A 17,558-nucleotide genomic window follows, 5' to 3' on the forward strand; every position below is an offset into this window, starting at 1 on the left:
CGGGAGGTTCACGGTGCCAGTCGTGAAGGCTGACACGGCAGGGTCACGCTCAGGCACCAGCCGCCGTCGCCATGTGGGCCCGCTGACAGCGTCCCCCCGAGGGCGTCGGCCCGCTCGCGCATGCCCATCAGACCGTGTCCGGAGGAGGGCAGCGATTGCCGTTCGGCCGGGGGCCGCTCGTTGATGATCTCCACGGCCATGCTGCCGTCCCGCATGCGCAAGGTGACGTCGACCTTGGTGCCCGGACCGGCATGCTTGAGCACGTTGGTAAGCCCCTCCTGCACGATGCGGGCGGCCGAGGCCCGGACGACCAGCGGCGCGTCGTCGGTCGCCGGATCGACGTCGAGCTCCACCGTCAGACCGGCCTGAGATATGCGCTCGGCCGAGTCACGGATCACGTCTCCCGGGTCGGCGAGCAGGTCGGGCCCTTCCTCAGCGTCCCGCAGCACTGCGAGCAGAGCGCGCAGGTCCTCCAGGACCTGATGGCCGGTGTCGCGGATGTCGCTCAAGGCTTGCGCGGCCGGCCCGTCAGAGACCGCGAATCGGGCCGCTCCGGCCCGTAGGACGATGGCACCGACGTGGTGGGCAACGACGTCGTGCACCTCGCGCGCAAGGTGCTCCCGCATGGCCAGCTCGTCGGCCCGCAGCTGTGTCAGGACGAGCCTTTCGTACTGCTGGACCCGAAGCCTCTCCGACGCCGCCGCGACCTGCCGGGCGTGCAGATAGCGGCCGATGGACACAGGAGTGATCGTCACGATCAGCAGGACGAGTGCCCTGAGTGGGATGTCCTTAGGCGCGCCGCTGACGGCGATGGACAATCCCAGCCCGTAGGCGACCAGGTAGATCAGCGCCGTCCATGCCCACGAGATGACTCGCATGGAGAAGACCGCCACGCTGATGAACACCAGGACCAGGACCGCGCTGGCCGCCCCGGCCAGGTACTGGCCGGCGGCCAGCAGCGCCAGGCACTCGACGGCGAAGACCAGCGCGGGCAGCCTGCGCGCCATCCCGAGCGCTGACCCGGCCACGATGACGAGCAAGCCATTCAGCCAAAGGGGCTGCGCACTGGTGTGCCAGCTCGTCCAGCTTCCCAGCACGGCCAGCGCCATGCCGCCACCGGCAAGCAACACGTCCGGCGTGGCATCCGGCTCAGGCAGGCGCCCCGCCGGCCCGCGCAAGTAAGCGCCGACTAGCGCGGGCAACAGGCTGACCACCACTGACAACAGCCAGCGTCGTGGGGTGAGCGCCATGCCGGGATCGGCCAGGTTGAGTGCGGTGGCGACGGTCCCACACAGGATCGCCACGGGTACCAGCCGGCGGCGGGAGCGATGGCCGACCAGCGCTATCGACACGCACAGCAGGATCTGGGCGGTGTTGGAGGTGAACGCGCCGATGTGGTCGGTGTAGACGAGGAGGGCGGCAAGGTAGCACGCGACGCTGAACGGGAAGCGCCGGACTGCCGCCATCGGGGCACCGACCAGCACAGAGAAGATCATGACCAGCCAAAGTGGAGCTGCAGGACCGGCGGTCTTACCCGACAGGAGCAGGTCCAGCCCGATCCCGCAGGCACCCAGCGCAAGGTTGATCCATAACCCTTTCCACCGCATGCCAAGACCGTACCGGGGAACGAGCTGAGGGATCTTCACGACCTGGAGCGATCTCGCTGCAATCAAAATCCTTCTCAGCGCCAACGACTGTCCGCCGGTTCCTCACCCCCGGAGTTCCTGCGCGGACGCTTCACCGTCATCGGCACACGCGACGTGGAACGGCCGTCCATCGCCGCCGCCCTCAACGACGAACCCGCCGTGGCGCTCGCTGAACTCCCGACGCCCCGCTTTGCGCAGCACCGTCCGGATGACCTCAGCATCCCGGTCCCGCGCCGTCCACAACGGGCGACCGCCCGCGCCGTACCCGAACTCCGGCTTGTCGTCGCTCATGGTCAACACCGTAAGCGAATCGAGACCTTGGCCATAGGGGTCCGTATGAATCCAGGTCAGAGGATACTTCGTTGGAAATTTCTTCATTGCTACCGGGACCCCGAAAGGGCTTGCTGCGGAACCGCACAACGATGACCTGCACGGACATGGCTTAGCGCACGATCCGGTTCCGATGTTCCTCAGACCCCGAACCCCCGTCCTGAGAACCGGCCGCCGTCACCCGGCCAGGGCCGCGCGGAGGAACTCGAAGATCTCCGTCCGGGCGTCTCCGGCCCGCGGTTCGATCCCCGGCAGGGTGAGGAACGCGTGCCGCGCCCCCGGGTACTCGGTGACCTGCACGGACGCGCCCGCCGACCACAGCCGCTCGGCGTAGCGGCGGCCGTGGTCGGCGACCGCGTCCTGGGTCGGCACCACGAGCAGCGCGGGGGCGAGCCCGCTCAGGTCCTCCGCGTACAACGGCGAGAACGCGCGGGCGTCGGTTCCCGGCGGGACGGCGAGCCGCCGCAGGAACCGCAGCAGCGGCAGGGCGCGGCTCGGGCTGTAGGCGTACTCGGCCACGGACGGGTGGTCGCACATCGTCTCGGTAACCTCGACCACGGGGTTGACCAGCACCTGCGCCTTAAGCCGCAGCCCGGCCTCCCGGGCCCGCAGGGCCGTCAGAGCGCTGATCAGGGCGCCGAAGCTCTCACCGAAGACGGCCGTGCGCGCCGGATCGACGCCCCACTGCTCGGCGTGCTCGATTACGTGCCGGAGTACGTCCCAGCCGTCGTCGGCGGCGTTCGCGATCGGGCTGTCCGGGGCGACGAGGCGGTGCTCGACCGAGACGACGACCGCGGGCAGCCGGGCGGCGAGGTGGCTGTTGGTCCAGTCGCACTGCGCGGCCGTGCCCACGAATCCGCCTCCGTGCACGTGGATCACGAGCGGCAGGGCGGCGGCCTCGCCGTCGTCGTGCGACACCGGCCGGTACACCCGGACCGGCAGGTCGCGGCCCGGCAGCGCGAGGTGCTGCCACTCGATCGCGGCCCCGGGGTCGGGCTCCCCGAGGATCGCCCGCGCCGCGCCGGACGCCCGCCAGCGATTCTCCTCGGTGCGGTAGGTGATCAGCTCTTCGGTCGTCAGCGCCGGGAAGTCCGGCTCCGGCGGCCGTCGCACAGTGGTGGTCTCGCTCATGTCCCCGTCTCTCCTTCTCCGAGCCGGTCTCTCGCCGCTGGGCTCCCATTATGCACGCACTGCGTGCAACAGCAAGTGCACAGGCTGGTGCTAGTCTGGACGCGGACGAGAGGGGCACGATGACAGGCCGAAGGCGTTGGACGACGGACGAGATCCTGGGCACGGCGGCGGAACTGCTGCGTACGAGCGATGCCGAGTCGTTCAGCGTGCGCAAGCTCGCCGCGGCGCTCGGCACCGACTCCTCCAGCCTCTACCGGCACTTCCGCAACAAGACCGAGCTGCTGCGCGCGGTCGCCGACCGCACCCTCGAAGCCGCGATGGACGGTTACCGCCCCCCGGACGGCTGGAAAGAGCGCCTCACCGCCACGGCGCTGCGCTTGCGGGAGGCGTTCGGGCAGCACCCCCAGGTCGCCGCGATCTGGGGGCGCTACGGGTCCGGCGGCCCCGGTTCCCGGCTGGTCATGGAGGAGGTGCTACAGGCCCTGCGGGCCTCGGGCCTGCCCGATGAGGAGATCCCGGCCCGCTACCACCGGGTCGTGATCCTCGTCACCGCGCTGATCGCCTCCGAGGCCGGCGTCGGCGCCCTCCTTCCCGAGGAGTACGAACAGGGCATGGAGCAGTTCCGGGTCGCGGTCCTCGGCGCCGACCCCGACCGCTTCCCGGCGCTGTCCCACTTCGCCCGCGAGATCCGTCCCCTCGGGGTCGACCGTCGCGCCGCGTTCGACGAGATCATCGCCGCCCACCTCGCCCAGATCGAGATCGCGATTCCCTGACGCGCCCTCGCGGGCTCGTGAGGCCGCACGGTCGAACGGCCCCCAGCCGCGCTGAGGGCCGTTCGCCGCGTTCCGGGAGCGGGGGATCAGATGCCGAACGCCGTCGCGTAGCGGATGACGCCGTTCGGGACCGGCCGTTCAGGGGCGAGGGCGAGCGCCATCATGTACTTGTCCTCGACGTCGAAGGACGGGCGGATGCCGTACCCGGAGGCCCGGGTGAAGCCGAAGCGCGGGTAGTACTCGGCGTGGCCGAGCACGACCACCAGGTTCTCGCCCTGCTCGCGGGCCGCGTGCAGGGCGGCGCGGATGGCCGCGGAACCGGCGCCCCGCCGCTGGTGCTCGGGCTTGACGGCGCACGGGCCCAGGGCGAGGGCGGGTGTGCCGCCGACCGTGCAGCGGGTGAGCAGCGCGTATCCGGCGAGCTCGCCGCCGGGGGACTCGGCCAGCCAGGACAGGCCGGGCAGCCACGCCTCCGGGTCGGCCCGCAGCGCCTCGACGAGGTCGGCCTCGTACGGGGTGGGGAAGGCGGCGAGATTGACGTCGCGGATGGCGGCGACGTCGCCGGAGCTCTCGGAACGGGTGGTCCAGGAAAAGGTCATGGTCGGGATCGTCTCCTCGTCCTTCTGCGGATGCGGGACATGGCCGAAGTGCTGGTGAAGGGTGAATCGTCGCGGAGCCTCGGAACCCGAAGGTGGCGCGCGGGTGAGACGCGGAATCACCCCGCCCGGCGAGCCGGATGGCTCAAGGCCGGGGGAGGAAGTGGGTCAGACCGAGGCCCGGGACGTGAGGTCGGCGCGGGCGCTGCCCATGGCAGCGGTCTTCACCGCGGTCATCGAACCTCACCTCCCTTCCAGCACTGATCCGACACCGGACGAACGGCAGCCTAGCACCCCGCCCGGAGGAGGACCCGCCCCGCGCGGTCGAGGACGCGCGGGGTGGTGCTGGCTGTAGTGCGGAGACACCCACGCGTGGGATCGATCGTGTGCCGGTCACGCCGACATGCTGAAGGACATCGCAACCACGTCATCAAGGGAGTTTCCGGATGTCTCAGCATCCTGCCGTCACCTTCCGCAGCGCCGCGGTGGTGCTGGCCCTCGCGCTGGGGGCCGCGACCCCGGCCGCCGCCGACGCCGCTCCGCGCAGCCGTCCGGGCGACGCCGTACGGTCGGCGTTGGACGAGCTGGCCGGCGGCGGCGAGTTCGCGGGCGCGCTGGCCGCGGTGAGAGAACCCGGCGGACGCGGCCGGGACTACACCGCCGGGGTCGGCGACCTGGCCACCCGGGCGAAGGTCCCGGTCAACGGCCAGGTACGCATCGCCAGCACCACCAAGACCTTCACCGCCGCGGTCGTCCTGCAATTGGCCGGCGAGGGCAAGGTCGAGCTGGACGCGCCGGTCGAGAGGTACCTGCCGCGGCTGGTACGCGGCAACGGGCACGACGGCCGCCTGATCACGGTCCGGCAGCTGCTCCAGCACACCTCGGGCCTGCCGGACCACAGCAAGGCCATCCCGGGGACGTTCTTCGACAACCGGCACCGCTACTTCGAGCCGAGGGAACTGGTCGACCTGGCGCTGACGCAGCAGCCGCTGTTCCCGCCCGGCAAGGGCTGGAGCTACAGCAACACCGGGTACGTCCTGCTCGGCCTGCTGGTGCAGAAGGTCACGGGCCGGCCGATCGGCGCGGAGATCACCGACCGGATCATCACGCCGCTGGGGCTCGGCGACACCTACTGGCCCAACCCCGGCGAGCAGCGGATCCGGGGCGCCCACCCCAGTGCCTACAAGTCCAGGACCGGTGAGCCGGGCGGCGAGCCGGTGGACGTGTCGGAGATGGACCCGTCGCGGGGATGGGCGGCCGGGCAGCTGGTCAGCACGCCGCGGGACGTCAACCGGTTCCTGGGCGCGCTGCTCGGCGGCCGGCTCCTCAAGCCGGCCATGCTGGAGCAGATGAAGCGGACCGTCCCGGTGCCCGGGGCCCCGCGCGGGTGGGGGTACGGGCTCGGCCTGACGAAGATCTCGCTGAGCTGCGGCGGCCTCGCCTGGGGGCACAGCGGTGACGTCGGCGGATACTCGACCCGCGGCGGCGTCACCGAGGGCGGCCGCTCGGCCACCGTCACCGCGACCGAGAAGTCGCTCACGGCGGAGGGCGACAAGCGGCTCGACCGCTTCCTCGACACCGCCCTCTGCGCCGGGCAACGGCCGGCCGCGGGTCAGGCCCTGAGGTAGGCGAGCACGGCCAGCACCCTGCGGTGGCCGCTGTCGGAGGGCTGCAGGCCGAGCTTGGCGAAGATGTTCCTGATGTGCTTGTTGACCGCGCCCTCGCTGATCACCAGCCGGACGCCGATGTCGGTGTTGGACAATCCCTCGGCCATGAGCGCGAGCACCTCCCGCTCCCGGGCGGTCAACGCGTGGAGCGGGTCACCGGCCCGGCGGCGCACCAGGAGCTGGGCGATCACCTCCGGGTCGATCGCGGTCCCGCCGTCCGCCACCCGGTGCAACGCGTCCAGGAAGGACTGCACCTTGCCGACGCGCTCCTTCAACAGGTAGCCGACGCCCACGCCGCCCTCGCTGAGCAGGGCGGACGCGTAGGTGTCCTCCACGTAGGAGGACAGCACCAGGACGGGCAACCCGGGCCGCGTCCGCCTGGCCTCGATCGCCGCGCGCAGGCCCTCGTCGCGGAAGTCCGGCGGCAGCCGTACGTCCACGACGAGCGCGTCGGGCGTCTCGGCCGAGACGGCGGCGAGCAGGTCGGCGGCGTTGTCGACGGCGTCGAGCACCTCGATGCCCTCGGCGGCCAGCAGCAGCGCCAGCCCCTCGCGCAGCAGCGCGTCGTCCTCGGCGATCACAACCCGCATGGCAACTCCACTGTCAACACGGTCGGCCCGCCGGGCGGGCTGGTCAGGGTGCTCCGGCCGCCGAAGGCGGCGGCCCGGTGGTCGATTCCGGTCAGGCCGCTTCCGGCGCCGCTCCTGGCGCCGCCCACGCCGTCGTCCTCGATCTCGACGATCAGCAGGCCGCCGTCCAGGTGCACGCGTAGCGCCGCCTTGCCGGCACGGCTGTGCCTGGCGACGTTGGTGAGCGCTTCGGCGGCGGTGAAGTACGCGGCCGCCTCGACGGCCGCCGGCAGGCGGGGGAAGCCGGCGACCTCGACGACGCAGGGGACCGGGCTGCGCGCGGCCAGCGCGGCGAGCGCGCCGTCGAGCCCGTGCTCGGTGAGGACGGGCGGGTGGATGGCCCGGATGGCGTCACGCAGGTTGACCAGCGCGTCGGAGGCCGCGTCCTGGGCCCGTACGGCCAGCTGCCGGGTGCTCTCGGGGGCGGCGCCCAGGGCACGTTCGAGCATGCCGAGGTGCATGACGACGGCGACCAGGCGGTTCTGCGTGCCGTCGTGGAGGGTGCGCTCGATGCGCCTGAGCTCCTGCGCGTGGGCTTCGAGCGCCGAGGCCCTGGCCGCGGTCAGCATCGCCACCTGCTGCGCCAGCCGTACCCGGCCGACGGGTTCGAGCAGGCGTCGGCTGAGTCGTTCGGACAGGACGGCGGCGTTCGGCAGGACCAGGCGGGCCACGCCCACGTACGCCGCGGCGACGAACGGGCCCGTCAGGGCCGTCGGCCAGGAGTCGACGGCGTAGCCGAGCACCGACGGCGGGCTGCCCGGCGGGAGCCACCACCACAGCGGCAGGGTGGCCGCGTTGAGCGCCGCCAGCGGCAGGCCCAGCGCCAGGAAGCCGAGCACGCTGCCGGTGAGACCGTGCGCGAGAAGCCAGAGCACCTCCCGCGGCGTGGCGGGGTCGCCCACGGCCGCGCGCACGCGCACCGGTAGCGTCCCCTCAAGCGGCAGGTACGGCGGAACCCGGATTCCCAGACGGCGGCGCTGCCACCCGGCCAGCCGCCTGACCAGCCGCGTCACCGGCGGGATCAGGGGCAGGCCGACCCCGGCCAGGCTCAGCAGCGCGACGCAGCCGACCAGCCAGAACAGCGGCAGCGCGAGCAGCGCGGCGCCCGCCCCGGACATCAGGAAGAGCGCCGCGTCCCGCGTGGCCGTCAGGACCTTCATGGCCGACATTCTGCCTGGTGGTGCCCGCAGCGCCGCCCGTCGCCCGGCCCGGCCGTACGAGCAGCCGGTGGCCGATCAGCACCTCCCACACGGAGAACGGCGTGCCGACCGCGGCCGCGCCCTGGTCAGAGGCGGGGGAGGCGTAGGCCGGCTGTCAGGACGGCGAACTCGCTGATGCGGAGAAGGCGGGCGATCAACACGTAAAGGCCGGCGCCGACGACGGTCGTGGCGGACACGACGGCGAGCGGACCGCCGAGCCCCGCCCCCACGGCCAGCCCGAGACCGGCGGCGACCACCGCGGCCACCGACATGCGCCCGTACGAGCTGAGCAGCCGGTGGCCGTCGATGCGGCCGATCCGGCGCCGCAACAGCTGGGCGACGATCACGAACCCCAAGGCGTAGGCGACGGCCGTGCAGCCGGCGAGGGCGACGACCATGTCCGTGCCCGGGAAGAGGCGCGCGGCGACCAGGCTCGTGACGAGCAGGGCGGCGGAGACGGCCACGCTGACCAGTGCGGGCGTGCGCGTGTCACCGAGGGCGTAGTAGACGCGGAGCAGGATCTGGTAGCCCGCGAACGGAACCAGCGCCGGCCCGTACGCGGCCAGCACGACACCGGTGAGATGAGCGGCGCGGGGAGAGGCGTTCCCGTGCGCGAACAGCAGCATGGCCAGCTGCGGCCCCAGCGCCACGAGCGCGGCGGCCACGGGAACCAGGATCACGCCGGTCACCCGCAGGCTGTGCGACAGGTCGGCGGTGATCTGGGCCAGGTTCCGTTCGCCGGCCGCCCGGCTCATGCGGGGCAGCAGGCCGGTGATCACGGTCACCGCGATGACCGCGTACGGCAGCTGGAACAAGGTGTACGCGTTGGAGAAGACACCCACCGCCCCCGGCCCGGCCTGCGACGCCAGCCGGTTGACGACGATCAGCGCGATCTGCGCCGCGGTCACCGACGCGAGCGTCCAGCCGGCCATCGCCAGGATCCTGCGTACCGCGATGCCCCGCGGGTCGGCGCGCAGCCGTAGCGGGAGGCCCGCCCGGCGGGTGACGACCGCCAGGACGATCATCTGGGCGACGACCCCGGCGCTGGTGCCGATCGACAGCAGCAACATCTGCCCCTGGGGCAGCCTCTCCAGGTGGCCGGTTCCGCCGGCCAGCAGGAACGTCCCGGCGGTGGCGATGACCACCACGTTGTTGGCCACCGGGGCCCACATGGGGGTGGCGAACCGGCCTCGGACGTTCAGGATCGCGGTGAGTGTCGCGCCGAGGCCGTAGAAGAGTATCTGGGGCAGGAAGATCCGGGCGAAGTCGACGGCCAGCTCCCGCTGGGCGGAGCTGAACCCGGGGACGGTCAGGTCGACGATGAGCGGGGCCGCGCAGATCGTCACGACGACGACCGCCGACAGTCCGTAGAACACCAGGGACAGCAGCCGCTGGGTGAACAGGTCCGCGTCGACGTCGTCGTCGGCCGTCACCCGGACCAGCAGCGGGACCAGCACGCTCGCGGCCGCTCCGCCCATCACCAGCTCGTAGATGCTGTTGGGCAGGACGTTGGCGGCGGTGTAGGCGTCGAGCAGCCGCGTGCCCAGCCCGAGTGCGGCGACCAGCGCCAGCGTCCGGAGGAAGCCGGTGATCCTCGACACGAGGGTGGCGACCACCATCGTCCGGCCGGTCCGGGCGAAACTCGGCTGATCCATCATGAATCCTGCCTCTCCTCGCGGCGATCAACGCATTATGCCCGCCAGGAGGCCGGGATGCGGCGGGCGGTCACGCCAGGCTGTTCACCGCCGCCACCACGGCCGCGCCCCCGTCCTCCGCCCTGATGCGTTCCGACAGCTCCGCGGCCCGCCGCGCGTACGAGGGCTCGCTCACGGCCGCGCGCAGGGCGGCCGCGAGCCGTTCCGGGGACAGGCGGCGGAAGGGGACGGCGGCCGGGCCGACCCCGAGCGCGGCCAGCCGGGACGCCCACAACGGCTGGTCGGCCAGGGCGGGCAGGCCGACGGCGGGCACGCCCGCCCGCAGCCCGGCCCCCGTGGTCCCGCTGCCGCAGTGGTGGGCGACGGCGGCCATGCGCGGGAACAGCCACTCGTGCGGCACGTCCGCGACGCCCAGCACGTCGTCGTTCAGCGTTCCGGGCACGCCCGTCTGGAGCACGCCGCGCAGGCCGGCCAGCCGCAGGGCGTGAAGGGCCAGGTCGGTGTAGTGGTCGGCGCGCGGGCCCGCCTGGCTGCCGAAGCCCACGAACACCGGGGGCGGGGGGCCGGAGTCGAGGAAGTCGCGCAGGCGCGGGTCGGGCCGCCAGCCGGCCGGACGTACCGGCCACCAGTAGCCCGTCACCTCCAGCCCCGCCCGCCAGTCGGCCGGTCGGGGCAGCACCGACGGGCTGAACCCGTGCAGGACCGGCCAGCACGCGGCCTCCCGCCGCCGGTACGCCTCCCGCGAGCCGATCGGCGGCAGCCCGAGCGCGGCCCGTAACTCCTTGGCCGACCCGGCGTGCGCGGGCGAGGGCAGTGCGAACGCCAGGCGGGCCGCCGTCCGGTTGCCCCATCGGCCGAGCGAGCGGCGCACGACGCTCATGACCGGCGGGAAGTCCCCCGTGGGCTCCACCGGCTGCAGGTGCACGCCCATGCTCGGCACGCCCATCGCCTCGGCCACGTGGTACCCGGCCGAGGCGGCCACGTTGAGCAGCAGGACGTCGGTCCCCGCCGCGGCGGCCCGGACGATGCCGCCGGAGACCTGCCTGCCGTACTCGGCGAACAGGGCGAGCTTGGCGGCCGGGGAGACCCGCGCGCCGCCCTTGCCCACGGGCAGCAGGGGGAACAGGTCGCCCGGGATGTCCCGATGCTCCAGACCCGCGGTGGTCACCAGGTCGGCGTACGGCTGGTGGCAGGCGACGGCCACCTCGTGCCCGGCCTCCCGCAGCCGTACGCCCAGCCCTGTGTACGGGGCCACGTCCCCCCGCGTGCCCACCCCGACGATCAGTACGCGCACGACGTCCACCTCGCCCTCGTTTATCATGCACTCGCATGGTAAAAGGCGGGCGTTCGTTTCGCAATGCGACCGCATGACAAAAACTGGGAACCGATGCCGAAGATCGTCGACCACGAGACGCGCCGGCGGCACATCGCCGACGCCGTGCACCGCGTCATCGATGCCAAGGGCATGGACAGCGTCAGCCTGCGCGAGGTCGCGGCCGAGGCGGGCATGTCCATGGGCGCGGTGCAGCACTACTTCGCCAGCAAGGACGAGATGCTCACGCTCGCCCTGCAGCACCTCAACACCCGGATCAGCCTCCGGGTCGCCGCCGCCGCGCACGACGGCACCCCCCTCGGCCTCCTGCGCGTGGCGCTCCTGGAACTCCTGCCGCTGGGCGAGGAGCGCCGGTTCGAGGCGCGCGTCGGGCTGGCCTTCCTCGCGCGTTCGGTGGTGGCCGAGCCGCTGGCGGCGCTGCTGCGCGCGGGCCTGCCGATCGTCCTCGACTTCTACGCCGGTCAGCTCAGGGCGGCCCAGGCGGCCGGTCAGGTGGCCGCCGACGTCGACGCCGTCAAGGAGGCGGCCATGTTGTTCGCCTTCGCCCAGGGCCTGGTGAACCCGATCGTCATCGGCCACTACACCGCCGAGGACGCCGCGGCGCTCGTCGAACACCAGCTCGGACGGCTGTTCGGACGGCCTCAGGCGCCCTCAGGTGGAGCCTGAGCAGGCGTTCCGGTCGGCGGGGCGGCCGTCCAGCGCGGCGCGGAGGGCGGCGGCGAAGGCCGGGTAGTCGATCGGCGGTGAGTCGGGGCCCTTCAGCACCGCCTGGCGGACGCAGCTCCGGAACACCTCGCTGAACGCCGGATAGTACGGGGAGGCGGGCCGGGTGACGGTGTCCTGGAGACCGGCGTGGACGGCCCCGGCCAGCGCGCTGAGCTCCCGGGGGCCGACGGTGTCGCCGGGCGGGTCCGTGGTCGTCTTCCGGCAGGCCGTCGGCCGGTCGCGGAACTCGGCGTACACGGCCTCGATCACCGGAGGGTAGCCGCCGCAGGCGAACAGCCTGCTCTGGCGCTTCCGCCCGGTCAGGAACCGGATGAGCTCCATGGCCTCCTTCGCGTGCGGGGAGTCCCTGGCGATGGCCAGGTTGAAACCGCCCAGGGTGCCGTGGGTGGGAAACTTGCCGACCTTGAAGCGCAGGGTTCCGGAGGCGGGGCGCAGGGCCGGGTCGGCGGCCAGCTCGTGGAAGGAGAACGCCCAGTCGCGCAGGTAGCCGACGTCCGGCCGGCGGAACTCGCGCATGCTCGTACGCTCCTGCAGACTCGCGTACCGCGGCCGGTCCTCCAGGACGGCGCGGGTCATCGTGCTCCACCGTGCCAGCGCCGACCGCGCCTTGTCCGCGTTGCCCGGCTCGTCCAGCACCACGCGGTCGTCCCGCATGATCTCGCCGCCGCCGGAGAGCATCGCCTCCAGCAGGTTGACCGTGCCGCCCTCGTAGTCGTCGAGCTGGGCGGCGTAGCGGTGCCGGGAGGCCAGGTCCAGGAACTCGTCCAGGGTGCGGGGGTAGGGCAGGCCCGACTTGTAGTACAGCAGCGGGACGTTGGTGCCGAAGGGGACGGCGTACTGCGTGCCGTCCACCTCGCCGGTGCGCAGGGCCTGCGGCACGAAGGCCGCGCGTTCCTGCGGGGTCAGCGGGGTCTCCCGCAGGAAGCCGTTGCGGGCGAACTCCGGCACCCAGGCCACGTCCATGACCAGGACGTCGTACGCGCATCGCCCCGCCTGGGCCGCGGTGACCATCTCCTTGCGTTCGTCGTCGGTGGTCTCGCCCATCTCCACCAGCGTCACGCGGGGCTGGTGGTGGGCGTTCCACTCGTCGAACAGCTCGCGCCGGTAGGTGCTGGCACTGATGTCGTCACCCGCCGCCACCCGCAGCCCTTCCTGGAGATGGGACGGGCACACGCGGTCCGACCGGGCGGTGCGGTCGGCGACCAGCAGGTACGCCAGCAGGCACACCGTCACCACGAACGCGACGCCCGCCGCCACCCGTTCGGCGACCGGCCGGCCGGACATCAGGGCCGCCCCCTGATCGCCGAGATCAGGTTGCGCAAGGCGTCCTCCAGGTTGTTGTGGGCCACGGCGGTGCAGGTCACCCCGCCGGCCGGGACGGGCCCCGGTCCGAGTCCGGGCGGGCAGGCGGCGTCGCCGACCACCAGGACGTGCACGTCCAGGACGGTGGCCGCGTCGCGCGCCGCCCGTTCGAGGGCCTGCGCCACCTTGTCGTCGTCCTTCTCGTCGGACCTGAAGGGACCGCCGTCGGTGATCACGACGACCGGCCTGCCGGGCGGGTCCAGTTCGTGGCCCAGGTCCCTCAACGCCTGCGAGATCGGCGCGTCCCTGGCGCCGCGCGGCGCCTCGGCGAGCCGCGACTGCAGGCGCTCCCAGTCCTGCCGGTGGTAGACCTCGGGGTCGAACCTGACCACCCGCCCGCCCTGCTCTGGCCGGTGGAACAGGCTCACGGACAGCCGGTCGTCGTTGCCCAGCGAGCCGCGTACGGCCGAGAGCGCGTCCCGGACCCTGGCCAGCAGGGAGGAGGGCGACTCCGCCATCGAGCCCGACCCGTCCAGCGCCACCTGGACGCTCACCGACGGCAGCTTGGCGGCGATCCGCTCGCGGACCATGCCCAGGTCGTCCTGGGTCGCCTTGCCTGCCGGGTCGGGGCGGGTGTCGAGCGGGCGCGTCCGGGACAGCCAGGCGGCCAGGTCGCGCACGGCTTCCATGCGCGCGGGCGCGTCCCCGGGCCAGCTCACCCCGTGGACGGGATGCGTGATCAGCGTGCCGGCCTCGGGTTTCACGTCCATGAGGGCGTCGCCGCCGCTGAGCTGCCTGCCGGGGCAGGGGGTGGAGCCCGGCAGGCCGGCGTTGAGGTCCACGACGGCACGGGACGGCACGAGGAAGGCGAGGTCGTCGCGCTCGTCCTTCGACCCCGTGCGGAACCGGCACAAGGTCTCCCCGACGGTTCCCCCGAGGCCGGCGCTGCGGGCGATCTCCCTGCCGCTGTCGGTGTCCACGACCCGCGCGGCGGCGACCAGCCCGGCGACGGACAGGCTCGGCTCGGGGTAGGTCAGGCGCATCCGCTGCCGGCCCCGGGCGGCCGCCAGCGCCGCGTCGAGACCGCGGCCGGGCCCGCGCGCGGGCAGGATCTGGTTGAGCACGCCGTAGCGGGAGCTCGACACCGCCAGCGTCAGCCGGTCGGCGCCCGCGTCGCCCAGGGGCTCGATCCGCACGGGCGCGGCCCTGATCCGGTCGTCCCCGCCGAACACCAGGCCGAGCTCCGCCGCCGTGGTCGCCACCCACAGGTCCGGACGCGGGGTGAGCAGCCGCGTGTACGGGTCGCCGTTCTGGTTGTAGCCGTCCCGCTGCCAGTCGTTGTCGAAGCCGTAGGCCAGCTCCTCGACGGACGCCTCCGGGTAGACCGAGACGCGGTGCAACGCGCAACCGTGCTCCGACCGGCTCCCGACGAACGCCTCGGCGGCGATCCGCAGCGCGCTCACGTTCTCCGGCGCGGTCATGACGGTCAGCTCCTGCGGGGGATCGCACGGTCCGAGACCCAGCCGCCGGTACGCCCACACGCCGCCCGCGCCCACGGCGACCACGCACGCCCCCGCGACGGCGGCCAGGTAGACCGCCAGCAGCAGCCGGACCGCGCGGTTGAGGCGCAACACCCGCGCGGCCCGGCGCAGGCCCCGGGGCGTCTTCCGCCAGATCCACCGCCACGCGCGGGCGCCCCGCTCGGAGGCCGCGGCCCGGACCCGTGCCGGGCTCAGTCTCGAAGCGGCCCAGATCGTCAGGAAGACCGCCCCGGTGAGCAGAGACACCCCGACGTAGTAGCCGCCGGGGATTTGTTCCACAAAGGCAGTGAAATCCGTCCATATCCGGGTGACGATCACACCCACCAGAGTGCTCAGCACCGTCTCGGCCGCGATGGCGCGCGGAGCGTCCTGGCGCGGCGGCGGGCTGTCGTCCTCGCCGTCGCGCGAGTTCTCTTCACGCGAACGTAATGACGGCATGGGGGCTTCCGTAGGGACCAGTGAGAACGTACTGAAATCGACGGACGGGGGCCAGTGGCGATTGGGGAGCCTAGCCGCCCGGCTCCCCAAGTGTGGCGGTAATGCCCATTCGGACTGTCCAGCGGGTCGCCCGCCACCGCCGGGCGGCCGGCACGCGGACCCTCGCGGACCTCCCGAAACCCGCCTCCTGAACCCGTCCGTCCGGTTGCGTCATACCGTCGCCATGCCCCGGCAAAGATCTTCATCGCTACCTGAACGGCGAACCGGGACAAATGGCCTAGCTTCGCGACACCCGAAAATTCGCAATCTTTGTGGGACGCCATCCCGTCCACACGGCCGTACCTGTGAACCCGCCAAGTAAGTTGGTCGCTGCCCGCGAATCAGGGCGATTATCGGAATGGAGGCCAAAGATGAGCGAATTTTCGCGATAAGTAGGACAGTCATATCCATCCCCTGTTCGTGGATATCACACTCTTTATGGATCGCCGTTGTCTTTTTGCAATGGAGCAGATATGGTCACACCCCTTCGGGAAGAAGAACCCTTCCCGCACTCCCCGTCAAAGGGCATGCTGCTGTCGCAGCGAGGCGCCTCCCGCCGCGCCCCCGGCCGGCGGCGTCCGGTGACATGCTGGACCATCTGCTCCCTGGCCGACGCGAGCGTCGACGCCGTCGCGCTGGCCGCGCCCGTTCTCGACGCCGGTTACGGCGTGCTGCTCGCCTGCCTGGCGGCGGGGCTGCTCGTCCTGCTGAACCTGGCAGGCGGCACGTACCGGATCCGGCTGTCGCCGTCCGTCATGGACGGATGGATGTGGCGAGGGGGATGCGCCACCGCGATCGCCGGCGCGCTGACCGTCGTGGCCCTGGACCACGAGACGACGCTGATCACCTGGACGGGCGAGTCGTCGCGGGTCGTCGTCGCCTACCTCGGGCTGACGCTGACCGGGCGCGGACTGGTCTACGCGGTGCTGCGCCAGGCCCGCCGCCGCGGCGCACTGGTGCCCACGCTGGTGGTGGGCTCCGGCGCGCACGCCAGGAACCTCGCGCTGACCCTGCTGCGCCACACCGAGTACGGCCTGCTGCCCGTCGGCGGCGCCGGCGACGTGCTGGGCCAGGCCCCGTACGAGCCGATCGTGGACGACCCGGAGACCCTGCTCACCATGGCACGCAGGCACCTGGCCCGCGTGGTGGTCCTGGCCCCGCCCCCGGGCGGCGAGGAGCAGACCCACCGGCTCGCGCAGCAGGCCCGGCAGGCGGGCTACCCGGTGTACCTGGCGCCGCAGCCCGGCGGCGTGCTGGTCGACTTCGTCCCCGTGGGGGAGCACGTCCGGGGGTTCCCGGTGCTGCGCATGCGGCCGTTGCCGCAGCGGCGCGCGTCCTGGCCGCTCAAGCGCGCCCTGGACGTCGGGCTGGCCGCGGCCGGGCTGGTCGTCAGCGCCCCGGTGCTGCTCGCCTGCATGCTGCTGCTGCGCAGGCAGGGAGGACCGGGGGTGCTGTTCCGGCAGGTCCGGGTGGGGATCGCCGGGACGCCCATCGAGATCGTCAAGCTCCGCACCTTCGCCCCGCTGCGCGCCGGCGAGTCCGACACCCGCTGGAGCATCGCCGACGACCCCAGCCTGACCCGGTCCGCCCGGCTGCTGCGCTCCTGTTCCGTGGACGAACTGCCGCAGCTGTGGAACGTGCTGCGCGGCGACATGAGCCTGGTCGGCCCCCGGCCCGAACGGCCGCACTTCGTGGAGCTGTTCTCGCGCGGCGACCACCACTACGGACGCCGCCACCGCCTGCCCGTCGGCCTCACCGGCCTGGCCCAGACCCACGGCCTGCGCGGCGACACCTCGATCGAGGACCGGGCGCGGCTGGACAACCACTACATCGACACCTGGTCCCTGCGCCGGGACATCAAGATCATGATCCGGACGGTCGGTTGCCTGCTGTGGCCGGGACGATCGTGATCAGGACGTTCCTGCCGTCCCTGGGCCGACTGCCGGCCCGTCCGAGCTTCTGGGCCGCGCTGACGGTGATCGCGGTGTGCGTGCCCGCCGCGCCGCACGCCGCGGACGTCGTCCAGCCGCAGGTCGCCGACCTGATGTCGCTGGCGCTGCTGGTGTCCGTGGTGGTGAGCCTGGCGCGGGGCGGTGGGCGTCCCGGCAGGTGGGTCCTGCTCGTCGCACCCGCGGCGCTCGCGGCGACGGCGGCCGCCCTCACGGCGTCCGACGTCCTGCTCGCGCTGCCCGGCCTGGCCCGGTTCCTCCAGGTGTTCGTCCTGGTCCCCGTCGCCGTGACGGTGGCGGTACGGCGGCGGTCGGACCTGCTGCTGGTGGGTGGCGCCGTCGCCGCCGTGTCGCTCGTCCAGGCCGTGATCGGCTGCCGGCAGGCGCTCACGGGCAGCGGCGCCTCCTACGCGGGCCTGCCGATCCGCGCGGTCGGCACGTTCGGCGCGGGCGAGGTCATGGCGCTGGCCAGCATGGTCAGCTTCGGACTGATCATCGCCCTGGCGGTCGCGCTCGCCGGCGGCTCGCGCCGGCGCGTCGGCGCCCTGGTCGCCGGGGCGGCGCGGGGGCCGGCGCGCGGCGTGGCCCGCCGCGGCGGCTCCGC

14 protein-coding genes and 1 pseudogene are annotated in these 17,558 nt (G+C 72.8%); 5 read left to right on the plus strand and 10 right to left on the minus strand.

From position 1 onward, the window contains the following. Positions 1-8: 8 nt before the first annotated feature. The 3 genes from ABZ815_RS48900 to ABZ815_RS48910 form a co-directional block, all read right to left on the minus strand. Entirely contained in the window at positions 9-1,607 is a 1,599-nt protein-coding gene (locus ABZ815_RS48900; protein WP_357709236.1) for a histidine kinase, read from the minus strand. 102 nt (positions 1,608-1,709) lie between these two features. Next, a complete protein-coding gene (locus ABZ815_RS48905; RefSeq protein WP_326642519.1) occupies positions 1,710-1,937 on the minus strand; it encodes a hypothetical protein in 228 nt (75 codons plus the stop codon). Between the two features lie 216 nt (positions 1,938-2,153). Next, positions 2,154-3,107, minus strand: coding sequence for an alpha/beta hydrolase (locus ABZ815_RS48910; protein WP_357709240.1), 954 nt, complete (start codon positions 3,105-3,107; stop codon positions 2,154-2,156). A gap of 119 nt (positions 3,108-3,226) precedes the next feature. On the opposite strand from ABZ815_RS48910, the gene ABZ815_RS48915 reads away from it, so the two are divergent. Further along, positions 3,227-3,880 carry a TetR/AcrR family transcriptional regulator gene (locus tag ABZ815_RS48915; RefSeq protein ID WP_357709243.1) on the plus strand — a complete coding sequence of 218 codons (654 nt, stop codon included), beginning with the start codon at positions 3,227-3,229 and terminating at the stop codon, positions 3,878-3,880. Between the two features lie 86 nt (positions 3,881-3,966). Here the strand turns inward: ABZ815_RS48915 and ABZ815_RS48920 are convergent, their stop codons facing one another. Further along, a complete protein-coding gene (locus tag ABZ815_RS48920; protein WP_357709246.1) occupies positions 3,967-4,479 on the minus strand; it encodes an N-acetyltransferase in 513 nt (170 codons plus the stop codon). A 443-nt stretch (positions 4,480-4,922) separates the two neighbouring features. Between ABZ815_RS48920 and ABZ815_RS48925 the strand changes: the two genes are divergently transcribed. Continuing rightward, complete coding sequence (locus ABZ815_RS48925; RefSeq protein ID WP_357709249.1) at positions 4,923-6,104, plus strand: serine hydrolase domain-containing protein; 1,182 nt, start codon at positions 4,923-4,925, stop codon at positions 6,102-6,104. Here ABZ815_RS48925 and ABZ815_RS48930 read toward each other — a convergent pair. The 4 genes from ABZ815_RS48930 to ABZ815_RS48945 form a co-directional block, all read right to left on the minus strand. Then, the gene (locus tag ABZ815_RS48930; protein WP_357709252.1) at positions 6,089-6,733 is read right to left on the minus strand and encodes a response regulator transcription factor; all 645 of its coding nucleotides are present in this window, start codon (positions 6,731-6,733) and stop codon (positions 6,089-6,091) included. The two genes, ABZ815_RS48925 and ABZ815_RS48930, sit on opposite strands and share 16 nt — an antisense overlap. Continuing rightward, the gene (locus tag ABZ815_RS48935) at positions 6,721-7,932 is read right to left on the minus strand and encodes a sensor domain-containing protein (protein ID WP_357709255.1); all 1,212 of its coding nucleotides are present in this window, start codon (positions 7,930-7,932) and stop codon (positions 6,721-6,723) included. The genes ABZ815_RS48930 and ABZ815_RS48935 overlap by 13 nt, the downstream gene beginning before the upstream one ends. Before the next feature lie 125 nt (positions 7,933-8,057). After that, a complete protein-coding gene (murJ, locus tag ABZ815_RS48940) occupies positions 8,058-9,629 on the minus strand; it encodes a murein biosynthesis integral membrane protein MurJ (protein WP_357709258.1) in 1,572 nt (523 codons plus the stop codon). Between the two features lie 67 nt (positions 9,630-9,696). Further along, the gene (locus ABZ815_RS48945; protein WP_357709261.1) at positions 9,697-10,947 is read right to left on the minus strand and encodes a glycosyltransferase; all 1,251 of its coding nucleotides are present in this window, start codon (positions 10,945-10,947) and stop codon (positions 9,697-9,699) included. 66 nt (positions 10,948-11,013) lie between these two features. Here ABZ815_RS48945 and ABZ815_RS48950 point away from each other — a divergent pair, with 66 nt between their 5' ends. Next, positions 11,014-11,625: a TetR/AcrR family transcriptional regulator gene (locus tag ABZ815_RS48950; protein WP_357709264.1), complete on the plus strand. Its 612-nt coding sequence runs from the start codon at positions 11,014-11,016 to the stop codon at positions 11,623-11,625. On the opposite strand, the gene ABZ815_RS48955 is transcribed toward ABZ815_RS48950, so the two are convergent. Both ABZ815_RS48955 and ABZ815_RS48960 read right to left on the minus strand, forming a co-directional pair. Further along, positions 11,611-12,969, minus strand: coding sequence for an extracellular solute-binding protein (locus ABZ815_RS48955; protein ID WP_357709267.1), 1,359 nt, complete (start codon positions 12,967-12,969; stop codon positions 11,611-11,613). The genes ABZ815_RS48950 and ABZ815_RS48955 overlap by 15 nt on opposite strands. Next, positions 12,969-14,966, minus strand: a complete 1,998-nt coding sequence (locus tag ABZ815_RS48960; protein ID WP_357709270.1) for a vWA domain-containing protein — start codon at positions 14,964-14,966, stop codon at positions 12,969-12,971. Before ABZ815_RS48960 ends, ABZ815_RS48955 begins: the two co-directional genes overlap by 1 nt. 512 nt (positions 14,967-15,478) lie before the next feature. Here ABZ815_RS48960 and ABZ815_RS48965 point away from each other — a divergent pair. Beyond that, positions 15,479-16,915: a sugar transferase gene (locus ABZ815_RS48965; RefSeq protein WP_357709273.1), complete on the plus strand. Its 1,437-nt coding sequence runs from the start codon at positions 15,479-15,481 to the stop codon at positions 16,913-16,915. Beyond that, a pseudogene (locus ABZ815_RS48970) lies at positions 16,897-17,558 on the plus strand (O-antigen ligase domain-containing protein); the annotation flags it as partial. The gene ABZ815_RS48965 and the pseudogene ABZ815_RS48970, both read left to right, overlap by 19 nt.

Origin of the sequence: Nonomuraea sp. NPDC047529 (genome assembly GCF_040642995.1) — a bacterium.
Taxonomy (GTDB): Bacteria; Actinomycetota; Actinomycetes; order Streptosporangiales; family Streptosporangiaceae; genus Nonomuraea.